18 protein-coding genes and 1 riboswitch are annotated in these 20,980 nt (G+C 75.5%); of the genes, 4 read left to right on the forward strand and 14 right to left on the reverse strand.

Features of this window, described 5'->3' with window-relative positions:
- The first annotated feature begins 94 nt into the window (after positions 1 to 94).
- Entirely contained in the window at positions 95 to 682 is a 588-nt protein-coding gene (locus E0L36_RS05990; protein ID WP_180927772.1) for a carboxymuconolactone decarboxylase family protein, read from the forward strand.
- A gap of 277 nt (positions 683 to 959) precedes the next feature.
- The gene (locus E0L36_RS05995; protein WP_180927773.1) at positions 960 to 2,066 is read left to right on the forward strand and encodes an aminotransferase class V-fold PLP-dependent enzyme; all 1,107 of its coding nucleotides are present in this window, start codon (positions 960 to 962) and stop codon (positions 2,064 to 2,066) included.
- Between the two features lie 64 nt (positions 2,067 to 2,130).
- Here E0L36_RS05995 and thpD read toward each other — a convergent pair whose 3' ends face one another.
- The 4 genes from thpD to ectA all read right to left on the reverse strand — a co-directional run bounded on the left by thpD (position 2,131) and on the right by ectA (position 6,114).
- On the reverse strand, positions 2,131 to 3,030 hold the full coding sequence (thpD, locus tag E0L36_RS06000) for an ectoine hydroxylase (RefSeq protein WP_180927774.1): 900 nt from the start codon (positions 3,028 to 3,030) through the stop codon (positions 2,131 to 2,133).
- A gap of 520 nt (positions 3,031 to 3,550) precedes the next feature.
- Positions 3,551 to 3,955 (reverse strand): ectoine synthase, encoded by a 405-nt coding sequence (locus E0L36_RS06005; RefSeq protein ID WP_180927775.1) that lies wholly within the window; start codon positions 3,953 to 3,955, stop codon positions 3,551 to 3,553.
- A 142-nt stretch (positions 3,956 to 4,097) separates the two neighbouring features.
- Complete coding sequence (ectB, locus tag E0L36_RS06010) at positions 4,098 to 5,366, reverse strand: diaminobutyrate--2-oxoglutarate transaminase (RefSeq protein ID WP_180927776.1); 1,269 nt, start codon at positions 5,364 to 5,366, stop codon at positions 4,098 to 4,100.
- A 181-nt stretch (positions 5,367 to 5,547) separates the two neighbouring features.
- Entirely contained in the window at positions 5,548 to 6,114 is a 567-nt protein-coding gene (ectA, locus tag E0L36_RS06015; RefSeq protein WP_258015913.1) for a diaminobutyrate acetyltransferase, read from the reverse strand.
- A 564-nt stretch (positions 6,115 to 6,678) separates the two neighbouring features.
- Here ectA and E0L36_RS06020 point away from each other — a divergent pair.
- Positions 6,679 to 7,773, forward strand: a complete 1,095-nt coding sequence (locus E0L36_RS06020) for an amidohydrolase family protein (protein ID WP_180927778.1) — start codon at positions 6,679 to 6,681, stop codon at positions 7,771 to 7,773.
- Positions 7,774 to 7,861: 88 nt separating this feature from the next.
- Here E0L36_RS06020 and cobC read toward each other — a convergent pair whose 3' ends face one another.
- The 10 genes from cobC to E0L36_RS06070 all read right to left on the reverse strand — a co-directional run bounded on the left by cobC (position 7,862) and on the right by E0L36_RS06070 (position 19,947).
- Positions 7,862 to 9,040, reverse strand: coding sequence for an Rv2231c family pyridoxal phosphate-dependent protein CobC (gene cobC / locus E0L36_RS06025; protein WP_180927779.1), 1,179 nt, complete (start codon positions 9,038 to 9,040; stop codon positions 7,862 to 7,864).
- Positions 9,024 to 9,842: a sirohydrochlorin chelatase gene (locus tag E0L36_RS06030; RefSeq protein ID WP_180927780.1), complete on the reverse strand. Its 819-nt coding sequence runs from the start codon at positions 9,840 to 9,842 to the stop codon at positions 9,024 to 9,026. The genes cobC and E0L36_RS06030 overlap by 17 nt, the downstream gene beginning before the upstream one ends.
- A gap of 230 nt (positions 9,843 to 10,072) precedes the next feature.
- Complete coding sequence (locus E0L36_RS06035; RefSeq protein ID WP_308416646.1) at positions 10,073 to 10,534, reverse strand: cobalamin biosynthesis protein; 462 nt, start codon at positions 10,532 to 10,534, stop codon at positions 10,073 to 10,075.
- Positions 10,531 to 12,042: a cobyrinate a,c-diamide synthase gene (locus E0L36_RS06040; protein WP_180927781.1), complete on the reverse strand. Its 1,512-nt coding sequence runs from the start codon at positions 12,040 to 12,042 to the stop codon at positions 10,531 to 10,533. Before E0L36_RS06040 ends, E0L36_RS06035 begins: the two co-directional genes overlap by 4 nt.
- 4 nt (positions 12,043 to 12,046) lie before the next feature.
- Positions 12,047 to 12,655: a cob(I)yrinic acid a,c-diamide adenosyltransferase gene (gene cobO, locus E0L36_RS06045; protein WP_180927782.1), complete on the reverse strand. Its 609-nt coding sequence runs from the start codon at positions 12,653 to 12,655 to the stop codon at positions 12,047 to 12,049.
- Positions 12,655 to 14,907, reverse strand: a complete 2,253-nt coding sequence (locus E0L36_RS06050) for a putative cobaltochelatase (RefSeq protein ID WP_180927783.1) — start codon at positions 14,905 to 14,907, stop codon at positions 12,655 to 12,657. Before E0L36_RS06050 ends, cobO begins: the two co-directional genes overlap by 1 nt.
- A gap of 106 nt (positions 14,908 to 15,013) precedes the next feature.
- Entirely contained in the window at positions 15,014 to 16,600 is a 1,587-nt protein-coding gene (locus E0L36_RS06055; protein WP_180927784.1) for a cobyric acid synthase, read from the reverse strand.
- Positions 16,597 to 17,628, reverse strand: a complete 1,032-nt coding sequence (locus E0L36_RS06060; RefSeq protein ID WP_374705510.1) for a cobalamin biosynthesis protein — start codon at positions 17,626 to 17,628, stop codon at positions 16,597 to 16,599. The genes E0L36_RS06055 and E0L36_RS06060 overlap by 4 nt, the downstream gene beginning before the upstream one ends.
- A 401-nt stretch (positions 17,629 to 18,029) precedes the next feature.
- Positions 18,030 to 18,152: riboswitch (cobalamin riboswitch) on the reverse strand.
- 156 nt (positions 18,153 to 18,308) lie between these two features.
- Positions 18,309 to 18,521 carry a hypothetical protein gene (locus tag E0L36_RS06065; RefSeq protein WP_180927786.1) on the reverse strand — a complete coding sequence of 71 codons (213 nt, stop codon included), beginning with the start codon at positions 18,519 to 18,521 and terminating at the stop codon, positions 18,309 to 18,311.
- 61 nt (positions 18,522 to 18,582) lie between these two features.
- Entirely contained in the window at positions 18,583 to 19,947 is a 1,365-nt protein-coding gene (locus E0L36_RS06070) for an inorganic phosphate transporter (protein WP_180927787.1), read from the reverse strand.
- Between the two features lie 272 nt (positions 19,948 to 20,219).
- On the opposite strand from E0L36_RS06070, the gene E0L36_RS06075 reads away from it, so the two are divergent.
- Positions 20,220 to 20,957 carry a class II aldolase/adducin family protein gene (locus tag E0L36_RS06075; RefSeq protein ID WP_180927788.1) on the forward strand — a complete coding sequence of 246 codons (738 nt, stop codon included), beginning with the start codon at positions 20,220 to 20,222 and terminating at the stop codon, positions 20,955 to 20,957.
- Positions 20,958 to 20,980: the final 23 nt, after the last annotated feature.

A 20,980-nucleotide genomic window follows, 5' to 3' on the forward strand; every position in this document is an offset into this window, starting at 1 on the left:
GCGTCCGGGAGACGGAAGCCGGAAACCGGCCTCCCAGGGCGCGGACCCGGGAACCGAGAAGGGCCGGAGACGGCCCGGCACAGGGAGGATGACCATGGCCCGCATCTCGCTCGACCCGCCGCGCGGTCTCGTCGTACGGATCGCCGAGTGGTACTCGCGGCGCAGGTTCGGCGCGCGGCTGGACCCGCTGGCCGCCGCCGGGCACCACCCGCGGGCGCTGCTGGCCAACGCGGTGCTGGAGGCCCAGGTGGAACGGTGGAAGGCGCTCGACCCGGGGCTGAAGCACCTGGCGGTGATGGTGTCGGCGGCCCGGATCGGCTGCTCGTGGTGTGTGGACTTCGGCTACTGGGAGGCGGAGGAGAAGGGGCTGCCGCTGGAGCGGGTGCGGCACGTGCCCCAGTGGCGTGCGCACCGGGGGCTGTTCGGCGAACTGGAGCTGCTGGTCATGGAGTACGCGGAGGCGATGACGGAGACCGAGCCCGCGGTGACCGACGAGCTGGCGGCCGAGCTGCTGGAGCGGCTGGGCGAACCGGCGTTCGTCGAGCTGACGTTGATGGTCGCGGTGGAGAACCTCCGCTCGCGGGCGAACAGCGCCTTCGGCCTCACCGGGCAGGGCTTCTCCGACCGTTGCTCGATCCCCCTGCGCTCCGAGCCCGTTTCCGGTACCGACGCGGTGAACTGACGGGCAGGGCCCGTGCGGTGGGCCGGGTCCCGGACGGACCGCGCTCGTCCGGGTCCCGAACCGACAGGCTGAACCGGGGTGTTGGGCCCCGGCCGTGGACTGTCGGGACGGGCCCGGGCGTCGGGCTGCCCGGGCCGGGCTGGCGGATGGGCCCGGGCAGGTGCCCACGCGGCGCGGCGAACCGGCGCGCGGGGTCGCCGGGCCGTGGCGTACGTCGGGTGCGGGTGCGGGTGCGGGGGTGATGGACGCCTCCGGTGCCCGGGGTGAGACTGCCGCCATGGACACCGTCACCCCTGACCCCGGGCCCGTTCCGGGCCCGCCCGCCGGGGAGTTCACCCCCGAGCCCGGACTCAGCTACCTCAACACCGCCTCGCACGGGCTGCTCCCGGCCCGTTCCGCCGGGGCCCTGCACGCCGCCGTCGCCCGGATGAGCGGTGGACGGATCGACCTGACCGGGGCCTTCGCCGCGGTCGAGGCGGCCCGTGCCTCCTTCGCCCGGCTGGCCGGGGTGGAGGCGTCCCGGGTGGCCACCGGGGTGTCGACCGCGACGCACGTCGGGCTGGTGGCGGCCGCGCTGCCCTCGGGCGCGGAAGTCCTAGCCGCCGAGGGCGAGTTCAGCTCGCTCGTCGGCCCGTTCTCGGTCCGCGACGATCTGCGGTCGCGTACCGTCCCGCTGCCGGAGCTGGCCGGGGCGGTGGGGCCGGAAACCGCCCTCGTCGCGGTCAGCGCCGTGCGGTCCGACGACGGGCGGATCACCGACCTCCCGGCGATCCGCGCCGCGGCGCGTGCGGTGGGGGCGCGCGTCCTGGTGGACACCACGCAGGCGACGGGGTGGCTGCCGGTGGACGCGGGCGCGGTCGACCTCACCGTGTGCAGCGCCTACAAGTGGCTGCTCTGCCCGCGCGGGGTGGCCTTCCTGACCGTCTCGGACGAGGCGTACGAGGCGGGCTTCCTCACGCCGCTGCACGCCGGGTGGGTGGCGGCGGAGCACCCCTGGGAGAGCGTCTACGGTCCGCTCACCCGGCTGGCGCCGAACGCCCGGCGGTTCGACGAGGGGCCCGCGCTGCTCCCGTACCTCGCGGCGGAGCGCTCGCTGGCGCTGGTGGAGGAGGTCGGGCAGGAGGCGCTGGGGGCGCGCGCCCGCGCGCTGGCCGCGCGGTTCCGCGCCGGACTGCTGCGGCTCGGACACCGGCCGGTGGCCGCGGAGTTCGGGGAGTCAGCGGTGGTCGCGGTGCCCGGACTCGGGCACGCCGTGGGGCCGTTGGCGGACGCCGGGGTGGTGACCTCCGCGCGGGACGGCAACCTGCGGGCGGCCTTCTACCTGTACAACACCGAACACGAGGTCGACCACGCGCTCAACGTCCTGGAGGGCGTGGGCGACTGAGCGTCGCCGCGCGCGGTACGGCGGTGCCCGCCGGGGAGCGCCGCCGTACCGCCGCCGCGTCGGGTCAGCGCACCGGGGTGAAGTCCCGGGCGCCGATGAAGGCCGGGCGCCGGACCGGTGCGGCGAACGGCTCGACGGCCCGGTTCTCGACGCTGTTGAAGACGATGAAGACGTTGCTGCGGGGGTAGGGGGTGATGTTGTCGCCACTGCCGTGCATGCAGTTGCAGTCGAACCAGGTGGCCGACCCCGGCGCGCCGGTGAACAGCTGGATGCCGTGCGCCGTGGCCAGTTCGCTGAGCGCCTCGTCGGAGGGTGTCCCGGCGTCCTGCATCTGGAGCGACTTCTTGTAGTTGTCCCGGGGGGTCGCCCCGGCGCAGCCGAGGAAGGTGCGGTGCGACCCCGGCATGATCATCAAGCCACCGTTGGTGTCGTGGTTCTCGGTGAGGGCGATCGACACCGACACCGTGCGCATCGCGGGCAGCCCGTCCTCGGCGTGCCAGGTCTCGAAGTCCGAGTGCCAGTAGAAACCGGACGCGCCGAAGCCCGGTTTGACGTTGATCCGGCTCTGGTGGACGTAGACGTCCGAGCCCAGGATCTGCCGCGCCCTGCCGACGACGCGTGGATCCCGCACCAGACCGGCGAAGACCTCGCTGATCCTGTGCACCTCGAACACGGTCCGGATGTCCTGCGAGGCGGGCTCGACGATCGAGCGCTCGTCCGCGCGGAGAACCGGATCCGAGGTGAGCCGTTCCAGTTCCGCCCGGTAGACCGCGACCTCATCGGGGGTGATGAGCTGGTCCACCGTGAGGAACCCGTTCCGCTCGTAGCCCGCCAACTCCGCGGCCCCCAGGGGCCCCCGGGTACCCGGTTCGGACCACACGACGGGGTCCTGCCGCGGGGTCGCCACCTCGGTGGCTCCGCGGGTCGGGTACAGGTCGACGGTGCGCTCGGGTGCGGTGGTCATGACTGTGCCTTCCTCTCCTCTCGTAGGCCCTCTCAGAGGGGCGCGGCGGCGGCGCCGCCCGCACCGTCCGGGCACGGCCCGGCGCGGTGTCGTCTCTCCCGCTCTGGCGTGGCTCCGGAACCGGATGGCCACGGGACGCTCCGCGTCACTGTGCGGCGTCGCGCGGATCGCGCGTGGGGTCCACGCGGGTCCGGTGGTTCGCGCCTCCCGGCGCTCCCACGCCTCGCGTGTGCTGTCCGCGCTGACGGCCGTTCCGCGACGCGCGGCGACCGGTGGGCACCCGGCTGGTGCGGCCGGAGCGGTTCGCTCCGCGGCGCCGGGGCGGGGCCCCGGGCGGCGCCCCCACCCGGTGCGAGCCGGGGGAGCGGCGCCGTCGACGCGGTGCCTGGTCGGGGCGGTCACCGTGTCGGTCGGGGAGCTGTTCCTTCGAGGATGCGTCCGCCGACGGTCCCGGGGCAACCCGGGAGCGTCGGCGGACCGTCCGGGCCGTCGGCGTGGGCCCGGTAAGGGGGTGTCGCGGTCAGTCCGCCGCGGGCTCGGTGAGCAGCGGGTAGACGCCGTTCTCGTCGTGGTCCTCCCGGCCGGTGACCGGCGGGTTGAAGACGCAGATGACGCGGAAGTCGCTCTTCGCGCGGATCGTGTGCTTCTCGTGCCCGTCCAGCAGGTACATCGTGCCGGGACCGATCCAGTGCTTCTCACCGGTCTCGTCGTTGGTCAGCTCGGCCTCGCCCTCGACGCAGAGCACGGCCTCGATGTGGTTCGCGTACCACATCGAGGTCTCGGTGCCCGCGTAGAGCGTGGTCTCGTGCAGCGAGAAGCCGACGCGCTCCTTGGCCAGCACGATGCGCTTGCTGCGCCAGGTACCGGAGGCCGACCGGACGTCCCGGTCGGTGCCCTCGATGTCCTTGAACGAACGAACGATCATGGATAAACGCCTTTCCAGTGGGTGACGGTTGGCCGCCGGTCGGTGACGGTCCGTACGGGGGTGCGGGCCCGGGCGGGCCGCGCGGGCGGGCCGCAACCGACGGCAGGCGCCCCGAAGGGCGCCCGCGGCCGGTTCCGGTGGGTCAGGCGGACTCGCGTACCGCCCGGGTGAGGATGCGCAGGCCCTCGTCCAGCTCCTCGGGGGTGATGGTGAGCGCCGGAAGCAGCTTCACCACCTCGCTCTCCGGGCCGGAGGTCTCGATCAGCAGGCCCAGTTCGAAGGCGCGGCGGGCCACGGCGCCGGCGCGCGGCTTGTCGCGGAACTCCAGGCCCCACACCAGGCCGCGCCCACGGAAGTCGACGATCTCCGCCGGGTGTTCCTCGGCGATGGCCCGCAGCGCGGACTCCACCTGCTCACCCCGGACCTGGGTCTGCTTCTCCATCTGGCCGTCGGTCCAGTAGGTCTCCAGCGCCGCGGTGGCGGTCACGAAGGCCGGGTTGTTGCCGCGGAAGGTGCCGTTGTGCTCGCCCGGCTCCCAGATGTCCAGCTCGGGACGGAAGAGGGTGAGCGCCAGCGGCAGACCGTAGCCGCCGATGGACTTCGACAGGGTGATGATGTCCGGCATGATGCCGGACTCCTCGAAGGAGAAGAACCCGCCGGTCCGGCCGCAGCCCATCTGGATGTCGTCCACGATGAGCAACATGTCGTGGCGGTCGCAGAGTTCGCGCAGGGCGCGCAGCCACTCCGGGCGGGCGACGTTGATGCCGCCCTCACCCTGCACCGTCTCCACGATCACGGCGGCGGGCTTGTTCAGTCCGGAGCCCTGGTCCTCCAGGAGCCGCTCGAACCAGATGAAGTCGGGGGTCTTGCCGTCGAGGTAGTCGTCGAACGGCATCGGGGTGCCGTGCACCAGCGGGATACCGGCACCGGCGCGCTTGAAGGCGTTGCCGGTCACGGCCAGCGAGCCGAGCGACATCCCGTGGAACGCGTTGGTGAAGGAGACGATCGACTCGCGGCCCTTGACCTTGCGGGCCAGCTTCAGCGCGGCCTCGACGGCGTTGGTCCCGGTGGGGCCGGGGAACATGACCTTGTGGTCCATGCCCCGCGGCTGGAGCACGGCCTGCTGGAAGGTCTCCAGGAAGGCGCGTTTCGCCGAGGTGGACATGTCCAGTCCGTGCGTCACCCCGTCCCGCTCCAGGTAGTCGAGCAGGGCGCGTTTCAGCACGGGGTTGTTGTGGCCGTAGTTGAGGGTGCCGGCGCCCGCGAAGAAGTCCAGGTAGGTGCGGCCGTCCTCGTCGTACATGTGCGAGCCCTTGGCCCGGTCGAAGATGGCGGGCCAGCCACGGCAGTAGCTGCGCACCTCCGACTCCACGGTTTCGAAGACACTCAGGTCGGGCTGGGTGATGGTCACGACATGCTCCTGGGAGTGAGTCACGTGGGGGAAGGTCTGTGGGGTGGCCCGGCGGTCGGTACGGGTGGTCACGCACCGGTGGTCCCGCACGGCGGTGCCGTGCGCCGGTGCCCGCCCGGACCGGCGGGCGCGCTCGCGCCGTCGCCTCGCACGGGGCGCGCACGGCCTGGTACGCGGTACGTCAGCGCCGCGTGGCGCTGGAAAACGCGACCGGGCCGATCCGGTACAGCACTTCGGGCTGGTGCCCGGAGCCCGGGAAGGCGCCGGCGTCGAACAGCACCTCCTTCTTCGCCTCGGCGCCGTGCCGCCGGGCGTACGAGGTGAACAAGCGGTTGGAGGCGGTGTTGTCGGGGGTGACCGTGGTCTCGATTCCCTGGGTGCCCAGCTCCTCGGCCACCCGGCGGCTCAGTCCGTCGAGCATCGCGGCGGCCAGTCCGCGTCCGCGCGCCACCTCGTCCACCGCTACCTGCCAGATGAGCAGGGTGGTGGGGTCCTCGGGGCGGATGTAGCCGGTGATGAAGCCCACCGGCGTGCCGTCCGCGCTCCGGGCGACGACGGAGGTGCTGGCGAAGTCGCGGCACCACAGCAGGTAGCTGTAGGAGGAGTTGAGGTCGAGCGTCCCGGAGTCGCGGGCGATACGCCAGATCGCGGCTCCGTCCTCCACCCGTGGAGTGTCGAGCTTCAATCCCTCCGGCATTTCCAGGAAATCGCTAGGGGCACGTGCATGGTCTGCTTGTGCGGCGGTCATGCGGATCAAATTTACCTAGCAGAATCTGAAACCGCACGGCGGGAAGGGGTTACGCGACAACGGGGTGCTGTGTTATCGCGCGGGAGCGCGCAGGCGCGCAACGAGGGTCCGATTCAGCCGGGCAAATGGTGCTTTACCCGGGCAGGAAGGGCGGGTTGTGGAGTCAGTCACAGTGGCGTAACGACCGTGGAACCCGTCCGAATTACGGAAGCGCGGGCCAGCGAAAAATCTGCGTTTGAGAACCACGAGAGCGGGCAGAAGAAGTCGGAAAGCTGTGCTCGGCAACGATTCCGTGAACAATCGTATTCGATCAGGTCCGAAGAAATCTGGGATTTCCAGGGAATCACCGGGAACCCCGGGCCGCATCCCGGAGCCCCCCATCCCGGTGCCCCGGCCCGGCGTCCCGCCCCCGCGCCGCTCCTTCTCACCGCCGGTCCCGCCGCCCGCCTCGCCGGGCCGTCCGGCGGAGCCCTCGGGGAGCCCGGTCTCCCACGCCGGTGGCGCCTCCGGTCCCGGCGCGTTCCCCCACTCCACCCGCGCGGCCCCGCCTCGTACAGTGCACGCATGATCGAGCGTGAGCTGCTGCACCTGACCGGGCCGGTGCTGGTCGGGCCCGAGGACGTACGGGACGAACTGTGGGTGGTGGACGGACGGATCACCTTCGACCGGCCACGCGCCCCCGGCGCGACCGCCACGCGGCTGCCCGGCTGGACGCTGCCCGGGCTGGTGGACGCGCACTGCCACGTCGGCCTCGACGCGCACGGCCCGGTCGACGACCCCACCGCCGAGAAGCAGGCGCTGACCGACCGGGACGCGGGCACCCTGCTGCTCCGGGACGCCGGTTCGCCCTCCGACACCCGGTGGATGGACGAGCGCGAGGACCTGCCGCGCATCGTCCGCGCCGGACGGCACATCGCCCGCACCCGCCGGTACATCCGCAACTACGCGCACGAGATCGAGCCGGGGGACCTCGCCGCCTACGTCCGGCGCGAGGCCCGCCGGGGCGACGGCTGGGTGAAGCTGGTGGGGGACTGGATCGACCGGTCCGAGGGCGACCTCTCCGCCTGCTGGCCGCGCTGGGCGATCGACGAGGCGATCGAGACCGCGCACCGGGAGGGCGCCCGGGTCACCGCCCACTGCTTCGCCGAGGACTCGCTGCGTGACCTGGTGGAGGCCGGGATCGACTGCGTCGAGCACGCCACCGGCCTGACGGAGGAGACCATCCCGCTCTTCGCGGAGCGCGGGGTCGCCATCGTGCCGACCCTGGTCAACATCGCCACCTTCCCCCGGCTCGCCGACGGCGGCGAGTCCAAGTACCCCCGCTGGTCGGCCCATATGCGCCGACTCCACGAGCGGCGCTACGAGACGGTGCGCGCCGCGTACGACGCGGGCATCCCGATCTACACCGGGACCGACGCCGGGGGCTCGCTGCCGCACGGGCTGCTCGCCGAGGAGGTCGGGGAACTCGTCACCGCGGGCATCCCGCCGCGCGAGGCGCTCTCGGCCGCCGTGTGGCGCGCCCGGGAGTGGCTGCGCCGCCCCGGGCTGGAGGAGGGCGCCCCGGCCGACCTGGTCGTCTACGACACCGACCCGCGCGCCGACGTGCGGGTGCTGGCCGCGCCCCGGCACGTGGTGCTGCGCGGACGCGTCCTGCGGTAGTGGGCCACGCCGTGGGGCGCCGCGCGCCCCACGGTCCCGTCAGCCGTCCGGGGCCGGCCGGGGTCGTCCGGTGCCCGAACGGCCCGGCTCAGCCGAGGAGCCGGGCGAGCGCGGCGACGAGCCGGCCGGTCGTCTCCCGGTCCCGCACCGCGAGGCGCAGCCACTCCGGGCCCAGCCCCGGGAAGGTGTCCCCGCGCCGCACCGCGAACCCGCGCTCGCGCAGCGCGGAGCGCAGCCACGCCGCGCGCGGGTGGCGCACCAGCACGAACGGGCCCTCCGGCAACCCCGCGACGGACAGCCCGGGCAACTCCCCCAGCCGGGCGAGCAGATGGTCCCGGTCCGCGCCGAACCGCCGGGCCGCCGCCTCCGCTTCGGCCAGCGCCTCGGGGGTGACACACGCCTCGGCGGCGGCCAGCGCCGGGGACGAGACCGGCCACAGCGGCTGTTCGTGGGCGAGCGCGGCGATCGTTCCGGGGTCGGACAGCGCGTAACCCACGCGGAGCCCGGCCAGGCCCCAGGTCTTGGTCAGGCTGCGCAGTACCACCAACCGCCCCCGCGTAGCTGCGGGTTGGCCCGGTCCGAGGGCCGTCCCGGCCGCTCCCGCCGCATCGGGGCCGGGCGGGGAGGGGGCCAACAGCGGTGCCAGCGACTCGCGTTCACCCGGTACGGCGTCGATGAACGCCTCGTCGACGACCAGGGTGCGGCCGGGCCGGTCCAGCGCCGCCAGCGTGCCGGACGGGTGCAGCACCGAGGTCGGGTTGGTCGGGTTGCCGACCACCACCAGGTCGGCGTCGTCCGGGACCGCCGCGGGGTCGAGCCGGAATCCGTCCTCCGGGCGCAGCAGCACCCGCCGCACCCGGTGGCCCGCGTCCCGCAGCGCCGCCTCGGGCTCGGTGAACTGCGGGTGTACCACGACGGGTTGGGCCGTGCGCAGGGCGCGGGCCAGCAGCACGAACGCCTCCGCGGCCCCCGCGGTGAGCAGCACCCGCTCCTCGGGCAGTCCGTGCCGGGCGGCCACCGCGCGGCGCGCGGCGCGGCCGTCCGGGTAGGCGGCCAGCCCGTCCAGTGAGGTGGCGATGCGCTCGCGCAGCCAGTGCGGTGGGGTGCCGGTCCGCACGTTGACCGCGAGGTCCGTCAACTCGGCGCCGTCATCCCGTACTTCGGCGTCGCCGTGGTGGCGCAGCGCGTACTGGCGGGAGGGGCCGCTCGCCGCCGGGGGAGGTGCGGGGGCGGTGGCCGGTGGGCGGGGATCAGCTGATCCGGGCATGGCTCCCGCCCGGCTCGGCCGCCCCCTCCGTGGCGCCGCCGCCCGCGCCCGCCGCGGCCTCCCGGTAGCGCTCCCACACCAGTTCCACCAGCTCCCGCGCGGGCGCGAGGGCAGCCGCCTCCCGGACCTCGGTGTCCGGGTGCACGGCCGACCAGCCCGCGAGCTGCTGCCCGAGGCGCTGGGTGGCGGCACCCGCGAACAGCAGGTACGGCAGGACCACGATCCGGCGGGCGCCGAGCCGGTGGCAGCGGTCCAGCCCGGACGTCACGTCCGGCGCGGCGACCGAGGCGAACGCCGCCTCCACGCCCGCGTATCCACTGCCCTCCCACAACAGCCGGGTGGTGCGCAGCACTTCGGCGTTGGCCTCGGCCTCGCTCGACCCGGGCCCGACGAGCAGCACCCAGGTGTCCGCCCGGTCGTTCGCCGTCCGCGCCACCCCGTCCAGCGCCTCCTCCAGCCGCCGCTCCAGCACCGGCAGCAGCGAGGAGTGGCCGCCGAGCGCCCGGGCGCAGGTGTACTCCACCTCCGGGTGGCGCAGCGCCTCACGGGCCAGCGCCTCCGGCGCGTCGGCGCGGCCGGGCGCCAGGGACAGCGGGACGGCGGTGAGGCTCCCGGCCCCGCCCTCCACCAGCTCGTCCAGCGCCTCACCGAGGGTGGGCGAGACGCCGGAGACGAAGCCCCCGGCGACCGGGGTCCGCGGGCTGTGTTCGCCCAACTCCTCCACCAGGGACCGGAAGGCGGCGGCCTCGGCGCTGTCCCGGGTGCCGGAACCGACGAGTAGCAGTGCGGGCGGGGCGGTCACGGTGCCTCCTTGAGGTGATGCTGGCTGTTCCTGCGAACGTCCGGTGCCGGAGTGCGGCGGCGGGCGCCTCTCCGGCCCGGTGGCGGTACCGGGTGGGTACCACCCGCCGTCCGGTGGGCCGCCCCTCGCGCCCCCGCGAAGTGCCGGGCGGGGCACGGGAGGAGCGCGACGGACCGCTCCGGCGTGCGGCGCGGGGCCGGGTGCCGGAAGGAGCCTATCGCCGTGCCCGGTCACCGGTTCCGGGGCGTCCCACCCGGGGCGGGCGCACCCCGGGCCACGGCGGCCGTCGCGCGTGCCGGGCCGCCCGGCGGAGCCGACCTCCGCTTGCCGACGACGATCCGGCTCCCCGCCCCGGCGGCCAGCAGGGCCGCCGCCTCCGCGACCGAGGCGGTGCCCAGGGCACGGCTAGGCACCGGCGAGGGATGGGGGACCGGGACGCGCGCGAGCGCCCCGGCGGGGTAGCCGCGCAGCGGCACCCCGAACCGCTCCGCCACCGCCAACAGCACGGGTTCCAGGGCCCGTTCCTCGACGGTGGCGAGCGCGGCCAGCCGCCGCCCGGCCGGGTCGCCCGCCGCGCGGAGCATCCGGGCGGCCAGCTCCCGCACCTCGGTCTCGCCCGCCCCCCGGGCCAGACCGAGGCCGAGCACCGTGTCCCGGTGGCGCTCCGGACCGGGCACCGCCTCCCGCGTCACGGGGCGCAGTGCTCCACGAAGCGGGTCACCAGCTCCGGTGCCGCCGCCCAGTGCAGGTGCAGGTAGGAGGCGTGCACCCGGCCGACGCCCGCGCGGAGGTCCCGCACGAAGCCCTCCGTCCGGCGCTCCGGCCGCACCAGCCCCCAGGCCGGATCGGCGCCCGCGCCGGGGCTGACGGTGGTGCGGTGGAACTCGTGCCCCCGCACCCGCGCTCCGGCCGGGGCCAGCGCGCTGGCGGTGGTGGCCACGGCCTCCCGGTAGCCGAGGGTGAGCCGTCCGGTCATCCGGCCGGTGGCGTCCAGCACTCCGCACATCGGCCAACCGCCCCCGGACGGCGCGTTGTTCGCCGTCCGCCCCCGGTACTCCCGGGTCGTGCGGCCGTCGGACGCGGCGGGCTCTCCGGCCCGCGCGGGGGCCAACGGCCCCTCGCCCGGGGCGTTCTCGGCGGGCTCCAGGGTGCGGGCGAGGTAGAGCAGCCCCGCGCACTCGGCGCTGACCGGCCCCGGGAAGGCGGCCACCGCCTCGCGCAGCGGCCGGTTGGCGGACAGCTCCGGCGCGTACGTCTCGGGGAAGCCGCCGCCGATGACGAGCCCGGTGGCGCCCGGCGGCAGCGCCTCGTCCCGCAGCGGGTCGAACGGGACCACCTCCGCCCCGGCGGCGCCGAGGAGTTCGGCGTGTTCCGCGTAGGAGAAGGTGAACGCCGCGCCCCCGGCGACCGCCACCACCGGACGCCGTCCGGCCGGACCCCGGCGTGCGGCGGGTTCCGCTCGCCGCGTCTCCGCCACCGGGTCCCAGGGGGTCACCGGCAGCGCGGGGGCGGTACGGGCCAGCGCGTACAGCGCCGCCAAGTCGCAGCCCGCGCGCACCCGTTCACCGACAGCGCTCACCGACTCCCGCGCCTCCGCGTTCCGTTCGGCCGCCGGGACGAGCCCGAGGTGGCGGCTCGGGGTGCGCAGCGGCGCGTCGCGCCGCAACGCGCCCAGCACCGGCACCCCGGAGCCCTCCATGGCGTCCCGCAGCAGCTCCTCGTGCCGGGCCGAGCCGACCTTGTTGAGGATCACCCCGCCGATCCGCACCTCCGGATCCCAGGAGGCGAAGCCGTGCACCAGCGCCGCCACCGACCGTGACTGGGCCGAGGCGTCCACCACGAGCACCACCGGGGCCCGCAGCAACTTCGCGACGTGCGCGGTCGAGGCCAGTTCGCCCGCGCCGCTCACCCCGTCGAACAGCCCCATCACGCCCTCGACGACGGCCAGTTCGGCACCGGCGGCACCGTGCGCGCAGAGCGGCGCGATCCGTTCGGGCCCACACAGGTAGGCGTCCAGGTTCCGGCCCCGGCGCCCGGCGGCGAGCCCGTGGTAGCCGGGGTCGATGTAGTCCGGACCGACCTTGTGCGGCGAGACGGCGACCCCGCTGCGCGTGAACGCCGCCATCAGGCCCATCGCGACGGTGGTCTTGCCGCTGCCGGACGCGGGGGCGGCCACCACGAGCCGGGGAACGTTCAGCACCGGGTCACCACTCGATGCCCCGCTGGCCCTTCTGGCCCGCGTCCATGGGGTGCCGGACCTTCGTCATCTCCGTCACCAGGTCGGCCGCCGCGAGCAGCGGTTCCGGCGCCTCCCGTCCGGTGACCACCACGTGCTGGAAGCCGGGCCGCTCCCGCAGGACCTCGACGACCTCCCCGGTGTCCACCCAGCCCCAGCGCAGCGGGTAGACGAACTCGTCGAGCACGTACAGCCGGTACGTCTCGGCGGCCAGGTCCCGCTTGATCTGCTCCCAGCCCTCGCGCGCCGCCTCCTCGTTGCCCAACTCGCCGTCCCGGACGTTGCGCTGGATCCACGACCAGCCCTCGCCCATCTTGTGCCAGGTGACGGGGCCGCCCTCGCCGGAGGCGCCCAGCACCCGCAGCGCCCGCTCCTCGCCGACCCGCCACTTCGCGGACTTGACGAACTGGAACACCCCGACCGGCCACCCCTGGTTCCAGGCGCGCAGCGCCATGCCGAACGCGGCGGTCGACTTGCCCTTCCCCGCGCCGGTGTGCACGGCGAGCAGCGGACGGTTCCGGCGCTGCCGGGTGGTGAGTCCGTCCCGTGGGACGGAGCTGGGCTGGCCCTTCGGCATCAGGCGGTCCTCCAGACGGAATGGTGGGACGGTACGGCGGGCGTGCCGGGTGCGCCGTGCGCCGGGCGGGGGGACGGTACCTCCGCGGGGGCGCGGCGGGCGGCGGCGCGGCCGGGCGCGGCCCCGGCGGCGCGCACCACCCCCGCCACCGCGTCCGCGCGCAACTCCTCCAGGGTCACGGCGGGACCGCCCAACTCCCCGGCCAGGGACCGCGCGAGGCCCAGCCGCACCGGACCCGCCTCGCAGTCCACGACCACGGCGGCCGTGCCGTCCCCGGCCAGCAGCCGGGCGGCCCGGCGCGCCCGGGGCAGCGGCTCCGGCCCGCCGGTCGCCCGCCCGTCGGTGACCGCCACCAGCAGCGGACGCCGGGACGGGTCGCGCAGCCGCTCCACCCGCAGCACCTCCCGGGCTCGCAGGAGCCCGTCGGCGAGCGGGGTGCGGCCCCCGGTGCGCAGCGACTCCAGCCGCGCGGCGGCCACGTCCACGGAGGAGGTCGGCGGCAGCGCCAGCTCCGCGCCCGACTGCCGGAAGGTGACCAGGCCGACCTTGTCGCGGCGCTGGTAGGCGTCGAGCAGCAGCGAGAGCACCGCCCCCTTGACGGCGCCCATCCGCCGCCGCGCGGCCATCGACCCGGAGGCGTCGACCAGGAACAGCACCAGGTTGCCCTCCCGGCCCTCGCGCACCGCCTCCCGCAGGTCGTCCCGGCGGAGCAGCAGCCCCGGGCCGGTCCGCCCCCGGGCACGCTGGTGCGGGGCGGCGGCCCGGATCGTCGCCGCCAGATGCGGCCGGGTCACCGTGCCAGCCGGGCGGCGCGCCCCCGTCGTCCTGCCGTGCGTGGTGCGGGCGCGGGAGCGCCGGCCGGCGGCGCCCTCGCCCAGCCCCGGCACGGTCAGCGGCCGGGTGCTGAACGGCTCCCCGGCGGGTGCCGCCGGCGCGGCGCCGCCCGTACCGCCGGACCCCGGCAACGCGCCCTGTGCGTCGGCGTGTTCGGGGTCGGTTTCGCTGGCGGGGCCGGAGTCGGGGCCGTCCGCCGCGCCGCCGGGTTCGGTGGCCGACGGCTCCCGGTCGCCGGGGCGGTCCTGACGGGGGAGGTCCCCGGCGCCGGGCGCCTCCCCGGGGCCGTCGTCCTCCGGCGGCGGCCCGCCGGGGCCCTCCGCCCCGGGTCCGCCGTCCGGCCCGCCGGTTCCGGGGCCGTCCTCGGGACCCGGGTCCTCCGGTTCGGGCGGGTCCTCGCCGCCGTTCTCGCGCAGGACCTCGTCCAGCTTCTCCTCGTCCAGCCCGGGAGCGTCGAACGGGTTGCGGCGCCGACGGTGCGGCAGGGCCAGCAGCGCCGCCTGCCGCACGTCCTCCGGCAGCACCTCCTCCCGCCCCGCCCAGGCGGCGAGCGCCGTCGCGGTGCGCGCCATGACCAGGTCCGCCCGCATCCCGTCCACCTCGAACGCGGCGCAGGTGGCGGCTATCTGACGGAGCGCCACCTCCCCGAGCCGTACGCGGGGCAGCACCTCGCGGGCGGTGGCGACGCGCGCCCGGAGCCGGTCCTCCGACGCGGCCCAGTGGGCGGCGAACGCGGCCGGGTCCTCGTCGAACGCCAGCCGCCGCCGCACCACCTCGACCCGCTCGTCCGTCGCGCGGGACGCCGCGACCTCGACGGTCAGCCCGAAGCGGTCGAGCAACTGCGGGCGCAGTTCGCCCTCTTCGGGGTTCATGGTGCCCACCAGCAGGAACCGCGCCGCGTGCCGCACCGACACGCCCTCCCGTTCCACGTGCGAGGCGCCCATCGCGGCGGCGTCCAGCAGCAGGTCGACCAGGTGGTCGTGGAGCAGGTTCACCTCGTCCACGTAGAGCACGCCACGGTGCGCCTCCGCCAGCAGCCCCGGCTCGAAGGAGGTGACCCCGCCGGACAGCGCGCGCTCGATGTCCAGCGCCCCGGCCAGCCGGTCCTCGGTCGCACCGACCGGCAGCTCCACCATCCGGGTCGGCGCGGACGCCGCCGGGCTGTTGGGCCCGTCCGGGTGCGGGCCGTCCGGGCACCCGGGGTCGGGCGCCCCGGGGTCGCAGCGGAACCGGCAGCCGGGCACCACCGCGACCGGCGGCAGCAGCGCCGCGAGCGCGCGTACCGCGGTCGACTTGGCGGTGCCCTTCTCCCCCCGGACGAGGACGCCGCCGATCGCCGGGTGGACGGCGTTCAGCAGCAGCCCGAGCTGGAGGTCGCGCATACCCACGATGGCGGTGAACGGATAGGGGACGCTCACGCTGGCGTCATCCTCTCGGTGGGGGAACGGTGGGGCCCGCGCGGGCGCGGGCCGGGACGGGTGGGACGGCGGACGGTGGGTGGGCGGCGACGCGCCGGTCCGGCGGTCACCCGCCCACCTCCACGGGCTCCGGCGCCCCGGGTCCGACGAACGGCAGCCCCGGGGGCGGCCCCGACTCGATCAGCCGCAGCAGCGCGTCGGTGTCGGCGAACTCCTCCACGAGGTCGCCCAGCAGGTCCAGTTGGCGTTCCCGGAGCGCGGCGAAGCTGGTGCCGGGATCGGGCGTGAAGTCCCGTCCGGCCTCCGCCGCCACCCGCCGCAGCAGCGCCCGGCGGAACCCGTCGCACTCCAGCGAACCGTGCCAGTGCGTGCCGCGCACCGTGCCGAGCTGGCAGCCCTCCAGCGCGGCGCCCGCCGTGTCGTGGAACAGCGGGGCGCCGCCCAGCACCTCGGCCCGGCCGTGGTGGATCTCGTAGCCCTCCACCGGCTCGCCCAGGCCCACGCCCTCCGGCCGGGCGAGGGTCTTCTCCTCCGCGAACCGCACCCGCACCGGCAGCAGTCCGAGCCCCGGCACCGTGCCCGCGCGGGACTCGACCTCGTCCTCGATCCGCTCGCCCAGCAGCTGGAAGCCGCCGCAGATCCCCAGCACCGGGCGGCCCTCGGCGGCACGGCGGCACAGCGCGTCCGCCAGGCCCCGGCGCCGCAGCCAGTCCAGCGCCCGCACGGTGCCCCGGGTGCCGGGGACGACCACCAGGTCCGCGTCGGCCAGTTCCTCCGGCCGGTCCGAGAAGCGGACCAGCACCCCCGGCTCGGCGGCCAGCGCGTCGACGTCGGTGAAGTTCGACATCAGCGGGACCGGCAGTACCGCGACGCGCAGCACGTCGGCGCCGTACGGCGGGGCCGAGTCCGACTCGCGGACGGTGCCGCGCAGCGAGATCCGCAGCCCGTCCTCCTCGTCGATGCCGAGGCCGTGCCGGAACGGCAGCACCCCGAGCGTCGGCCGCCCGGTGAGCTGGCGCAGCTGCGCCAACCCCGGCTCCAGCAGCGTGACGTCCCCGCGGAACTTGTTCACCAGGAACCCGGCGAGCAACTCCTGGTCCTCCGGCGTCAGCAGCGCCGTGGTGCCGAAGAACGAGGCGAACACGCCGCCGCGGTCGATGTCGCCCACCACCACGACGGGCAGCCGCGCCGCCCGCGCCAGGCCCATGTTCACGATGTCGCTCCGGCGCAGGTTGATCTCGGCGGGGCTGCCCGCGCCCTCGCAGATCACCGCGTCGTGGGTGCGGCGCAGCTCCTCCAGACAGCCGGTGACCGTCTCCAGCAACCGCTCCTGCCGCCCCCGGTGGTAGCCGCGCGCGCTCAGCTCGCCCACCGGCCTGCCCAGCAGGACGACCTGGCTGCTGCGTTCCCCGCCGGGCTTGAGGAGCACCGGGTTCATCGCGGCGGTCGGCTCGGTGCGCGCCGCGGCCGCCTGCATGGCCTGGGCGCGGCCGATCTCGGCGCCGCCCCGGGTGACGAACGAGTTCAGCGACATGTTCTGCGCCTTGAACGGCGCCACCCGCAGCCCCTTCCGGGACAGCCAACGGCAGATGCCCGCGGTGACCACGCTCTTGCCCGCGTCCGAGGTCGTCCCCGCCACCAACAGCCCGCCACCGCGCGCCCGTTCGCCCGTCACGCCGTCTGTCCCACTCATGCCGTCCGTCCCGCGCACGCCGTTCCGCCCCCTGCCGTTCCGTCTCGTCGGACACCACCCGGCCGTCCCCGTCCGGGAGGACGGCGGAGCACCGCCACCGCCGCCGAGACCGCCAGCGCCAGCGCGCCCACCCGCCGCGACAGCCGCACCGCCCGCTCGACGTCGGCCGCCGTGGGCGCGGCGCCCGCCGCGTTCAGCGACGGACGGTGCTCGACCCGGCCGCCGTAGGAGAGGACACCACCCAGCCGCAGGCCGAGCGCCCCCGCGAACGCGGCCTCCGCGCGGCCCGCGTTGGGAGAGGGGTGCCGGTGCGCGTCCGCGCGCCAGGCGCGCAGCGCGCCGCGCGGATCGGGCGCGGCCACCGTGGCGAGCAGTGCGGTGAGCCGGGCGCCGGGCCAGCCCAGCAGGTCGTCCAGCCGGGCGGCGGACCAGCCGAAGCGCAGGTGACGCGGGGAGCGGTGACCGACCATCGCGTCCAGCGTGTTGACGGCGCGGAAGACCAACAGGCCCCCGTCGCCCGCGAGTCCGCCCCACAGCAGCGCGCCGGTCACCGCGTCCGAGGTGTTCTCGGCCACCGACTCGACCACGGCGCGCGCGAGGTCCTCCGCATCCAGCGCGCGCGGGTCCCGGCCGCAGAGCGCGGGCAACAGGGCGCGCGCCCGGGCCAGTTCCCCCGCGTCCAGCGCCCCGGCGACCGCGCGCGCGGCCCGGGCCAGCCCGGTACCGCCCAGCACGCTCCACGTCACCGCCGCCGTCACCAGGACGTCCACCGCCGCCCCGGCCGTCCGCGCGCGCGGGGACGGCGAGAGGACCCGTGGGCGGACCGGCGGGGCGTGCCCCGCCCACCGGAACAGGGCGCCCGCCGCGAGCGCCCCGGTCACGCAGAGCGCGGTGTGCGCCGCGCCCGCTCCCCGGTGGTCACGCCAGAGCCGCCGTTCCAGGGCGTTCGCCAGGCCACCGAAGGCCGCCACCGGATGCCCGCGCCGCGGGTCGCCCAGCGCCAGGTCCGCGAGGTAGCCGAGCGCCAGCCCGCAGGCGCGCGCGCCCCCGGCCGCGCGGACCGGACCTCGCCACCACCCGGGCGCCCCGGGGGAGTTGACCACCGGGAGCGGACCGGACCGGGCGGACAGCCCGGCCGGACCGGGACGTCCGGAAGTACCGGAGAGGCCCGGGACGGCGGGGTGGCCGGCGTGACCGGAGGGGCGGGGGAAGCGGAGCGGGCGGCGGTACCAGGCCCGCACCGTCAGCGCGCCGTGGGCCGGAGACGGCCGGGGCGGCCCGGTACGGGGCGCGAGCGGGCCGGGTGGCCGGAACGCGGGAGGGCGTCACCGGACCCGGCGACGGCGGGAGCGGGGCGGACGGCAGGCAGGCCGCGCATGGTGTGTCCTCACTCAGGGTCCTCGCCCTGGCTCGACGTGACCGGCGGCGAAAGTCTCCTGGCTCCCGGATCGGCGTCTCTCCCGGCCTTCCAGCCCGTGGGCCGTGGCTCGACGTGGGGGACGCTCCCCGGTGACAGTGGCGGGACCGCGCCGGAATCGCACCGGCTTCCTCTCGTTGCCGCCGTATGGCACCGGAAGTCCACCACGCTCCCGGTGAGCCGTCAACTCGCCTGTGACCAGGGACGGGAGAGTGTGAGCAGACACACGCGGGGGAACGGGAGCGCTCCCGTTCCCCCGCGTGGAGGTGCCGTGCGCTGACCGCGCGCCGGTCAGGCCGCGATCAGGTAGATGCCGTACGCGACGGCCGCCGCGCACACGGCGAAGCAGGCGTACGCGCTCGTGCGGGCGAGCGCCGCCCCGCCGCCGCCGGTGGTGGTCCGGGAGCTGGCCACGATGCCCAGGGTGAACACCCCGACGAGGCCGACGGTCGCCAGCAGGCTGACGCCGAAGACCTGGCCCAGTGCGGCCCAGTCGATGTCCATAGCGTGCTTCTCTCTCGTCTGTCGGTGCGCGTCGGTGTGTGGTGTGGCGGCGGGTCCGGGGTCAGGTGAGGCTGCTCGCGGAGGACGGCCGCGCCGCCCGCTGGGCCGGGACCTGGTCGGCGCCGTCCGGCGCCGGGGCCTCGGCCGTCTCCGCCACGGCCACCGGCTCACCCGCCGGCTGGCTGTCCGCCCCCGGCGGCGGGGGAGGGGCCACGGTCCGCAGCGCGGTCGTGACGACCCCGGCGGGCTCCGGAGCGGCGGCCGGAGCCGGGTGCGCCGGGGCCGCGGAGGTCTCCGGGGTCCCGGCGTCGGGGCTGATCGGCTCCACGTCGTTCACGTTGGTGTGGTCGACGGGCTCGCGCCGCGACCGCAGCCAGATGGCGCCGCAGATCACGACCGTGAGGATCGCGACGAGCGTGACGCCCCAGTCACCCTGGTCCGCGAGGATCGCGGCGGCGGCCGCCACCGCACCCGCGGCCGGGAGGGTCAGCGCCCAGCCCGCCACCATGCGGCCCGCGGTGGACCAGCGCACGACGCCGCCCTTGCGGCCGAGCCCGGAGCCCATCACGGCGCCGGAGCACACGTGCGTGGTGGAGAGCGAGAAGCCGATGTGCGAGGAGGCCAGGATGGTCGCGGCGGCGCCGGTCTGGGCGGCGAAGCCCTGCGGCGGCTGGATGTCGGTGAGGCCCTTGCCCATCGTGCGGATGATGCGCCAGCCGCCGAGGTAGGTGCCGAGCGCGATGGCGATACCGGCCGAGGCGATGACCCACAGCGGCGGGTCCGAGCCCGGGGCCAGCGCACCGCCGGTCACCAGCGCGAGGGTGATGACACCCATGGTCTTCTGCGCGTCGTTGGTGCCGTGGGCCAGGGAGACCAGGGCGGCCGAGGTGATCTGGCCGGCGCGGTAGCCCTGCGAGGTCTTCTCCGGGTCGGCGTTCCGGGCCAGCCGGTAGGTGAGCCGGGTCGAGAGGAGTGCCGCGATACCGGCGACGAGCGGAGCGGCGAGGGCCGGGATGAGGACCTTCATCACCACCACGCCGCCGTTCACCGCCCCGATGCCGACGGAGGCGACGGTGGCGCCCATCAGACCGCCCATCAGGGCGTGCGAGGAGCTGGAGGGGAGTCCGGCGAGCCAGGTCAGCAGGTTCCAGATGATGGCGCCGACCAGACCGGCGAAGATCACTTCGGGTCGGATACCCGACCCCTCGTCGATGATTCCCGAGGAGATGGTCTTGGCCACCTCAACGGAGAGGAAGGCCCCGACGAGGTTGAGGACGGCGGACATCCCCACGGCCACCTTGGGCCTGAGCGCGCCGGTGGAGATGGTGGTGGCCATGGCGTTGGCCGTGTCGTGGAAGCCGTTCGTGAAGTCGAACACCAAGGCCGTGATGATCACGATCCCGATGAGAAGCGTGATGTGTTCCATTCACCAGGCACAATCCGCTCGAAGGTCATGGACCCGGTGAACGTAAGGACGCCGGGTGAACAGAAGGTGAACTGGGCCGGGCATCGAAGTGTCACCACCCGGCTCCTCTCGTGAGCATGTGATCGACGGCCGATCAGCCGCCGTACGCGGGGATTTCACCCCGTCGCCGGAGCGGCGTCCAGCTACCCGGCCGGACCGGCGGGTCGCGGGCGCCCGTTACAGTGCGTGCGGGGGTACCGGGTGGGGCACAGCGGGCCGAAGGGACGACACACATGCGGGACACCTCGAAGACACCGGAAGCACCGGAGACGCCGGAGACCGGGGTGAGGCCGGAGGCTGGGGCGGTGCGGGACCGTTGGTGGCGCCTGGTCGAGACCGCGCGCCGCTCGGTCAGCGACGGTCTGGTGGTGGGCACCTCCGGCAACGTGTCGGTCCGCGTCCCCGCCGCCGAGAGCGGCCGGGAGACCGACCTCGTCCTGGTCACGCCCACCGGCGTCCCCTACGACCGCCTCGGCCCGGACGACCTGTGCGCCGTGGACCTCGCGGGGGAGCCGCTGCCCGGATCACTCCGCCCCACCAGCGAACTCCCCATGCACCTCGCGATCTACCGCACCACCGACGCGGGCGCCGTGGTGCACACCCACGCGGTGCACGCCACCGCCGTGTCCACCCTCGTCGGGGAGCTCCCGGCCATCCACTACATGACCGCCGCGCTCGGCGGCCCCGTCCGCGTCGCCCCGTACGCCACCTACGGCAGCGAGGAGCTGGCCGCGCGGATGCTCACCGCGCTGGAGGACCGTAGCGGCTGCCTGCTCCAGAACCACGGCACCGTCACCTACGGGGCCACCCTGGACCAGGCGTACGACCGCACCGCCCAGCTGGAGTGGATGTGCCAGGTCTGGCTCACCGCCTCCGCCCTCCCCGGACGCGCCCCCAGCCTGCTGCCGCCCGAGGAGCTGGAGCGCGTGGCGGAGCGGCTGCGCGGCTACGGCCAGCGCCCCGACGCCTGAGCCGCCGACACCCGCGGCTCCGG

This window comes from Streptomyces sp. AJS327, assembly GCF_013450295.1.
GTDB lineage: Bacteria > Actinomycetota > Actinomycetes > Streptomycetales > Streptomycetaceae > Streptomyces.

Excerpts from the sequence above, each read along its gene's own strand:
- E0L36_RS05990 (WP_180927772.1), top strand. The coding sequence starts at position 95 with ATGGCCCGCATCTCGCTCGACCCGCCGCGCGGTCTCGTCGTACGGATC.
- E0L36_RS05995 (WP_180927773.1), top strand. The coding sequence starts at position 960 with ATGGACACCGTCACCCCTGACCCCGGGCCCGTTCCGGGCCCGCCCGCC.
- thpD (WP_180927774.1), bottom strand. The coding sequence starts at position 3,030 with ATGACCACCGCACCCGAGCGCACCGTCGACCTGTACCCGACCCGCGGA.
- E0L36_RS06005 (WP_180927775.1), bottom strand. The coding sequence starts at position 3,955 with ATGATCGTTCGTTCGTTCAAGGACATCGAGGGCACCGACCGGGACGTC.
- ectA (WP_258015913.1), bottom strand. The coding sequence starts at position 6,114 with ATGACCGCCGCACAAGCAGACCATGCACGTGCCCCTAGCGATTTCCTG.
- E0L36_RS06020 (WP_180927778.1), top strand. The coding sequence starts at position 6,679 with ATGATCGAGCGTGAGCTGCTGCACCTGACCGGGCCGGTGCTGGTCGGG.
- cobC (WP_180927779.1), bottom strand. The coding sequence starts at position 9,040 with ATGCCCGGATCAGCTGATCCCCGCCCACCGGCCACCGCCCCCGCACCT.
- cobO (WP_180927782.1), bottom strand. The coding sequence starts at position 12,655 with ATGCCGAAGGGCCAGCCCAGCTCCGTCCCACGGGACGGACTCACCACC.
- E0L36_RS06055 (WP_180927784.1), bottom strand. The coding sequence starts at position 16,600 with ATGAGTGGGACAGACGGCGTGACGGGCGAACGGGCGCGCGGTGGCGGG.
- E0L36_RS06065 (WP_180927786.1), bottom strand. The coding sequence starts at position 18,521 with ATGGACATCGACTGGGCCGCACTGGGCCAGGTCTTCGGCGTCAGCCTG.
- E0L36_RS06070 (WP_180927787.1), bottom strand. The coding sequence starts at position 19,947 with ATGGAACACATCACGCTTCTCATCGGGATCGTGATCATCACGGCCTTG.
- E0L36_RS06075 (WP_180927788.1), top strand. The coding sequence starts at position 20,220 with ATGCGGGACACCTCGAAGACACCGGAAGCACCGGAGACGCCGGAGACC.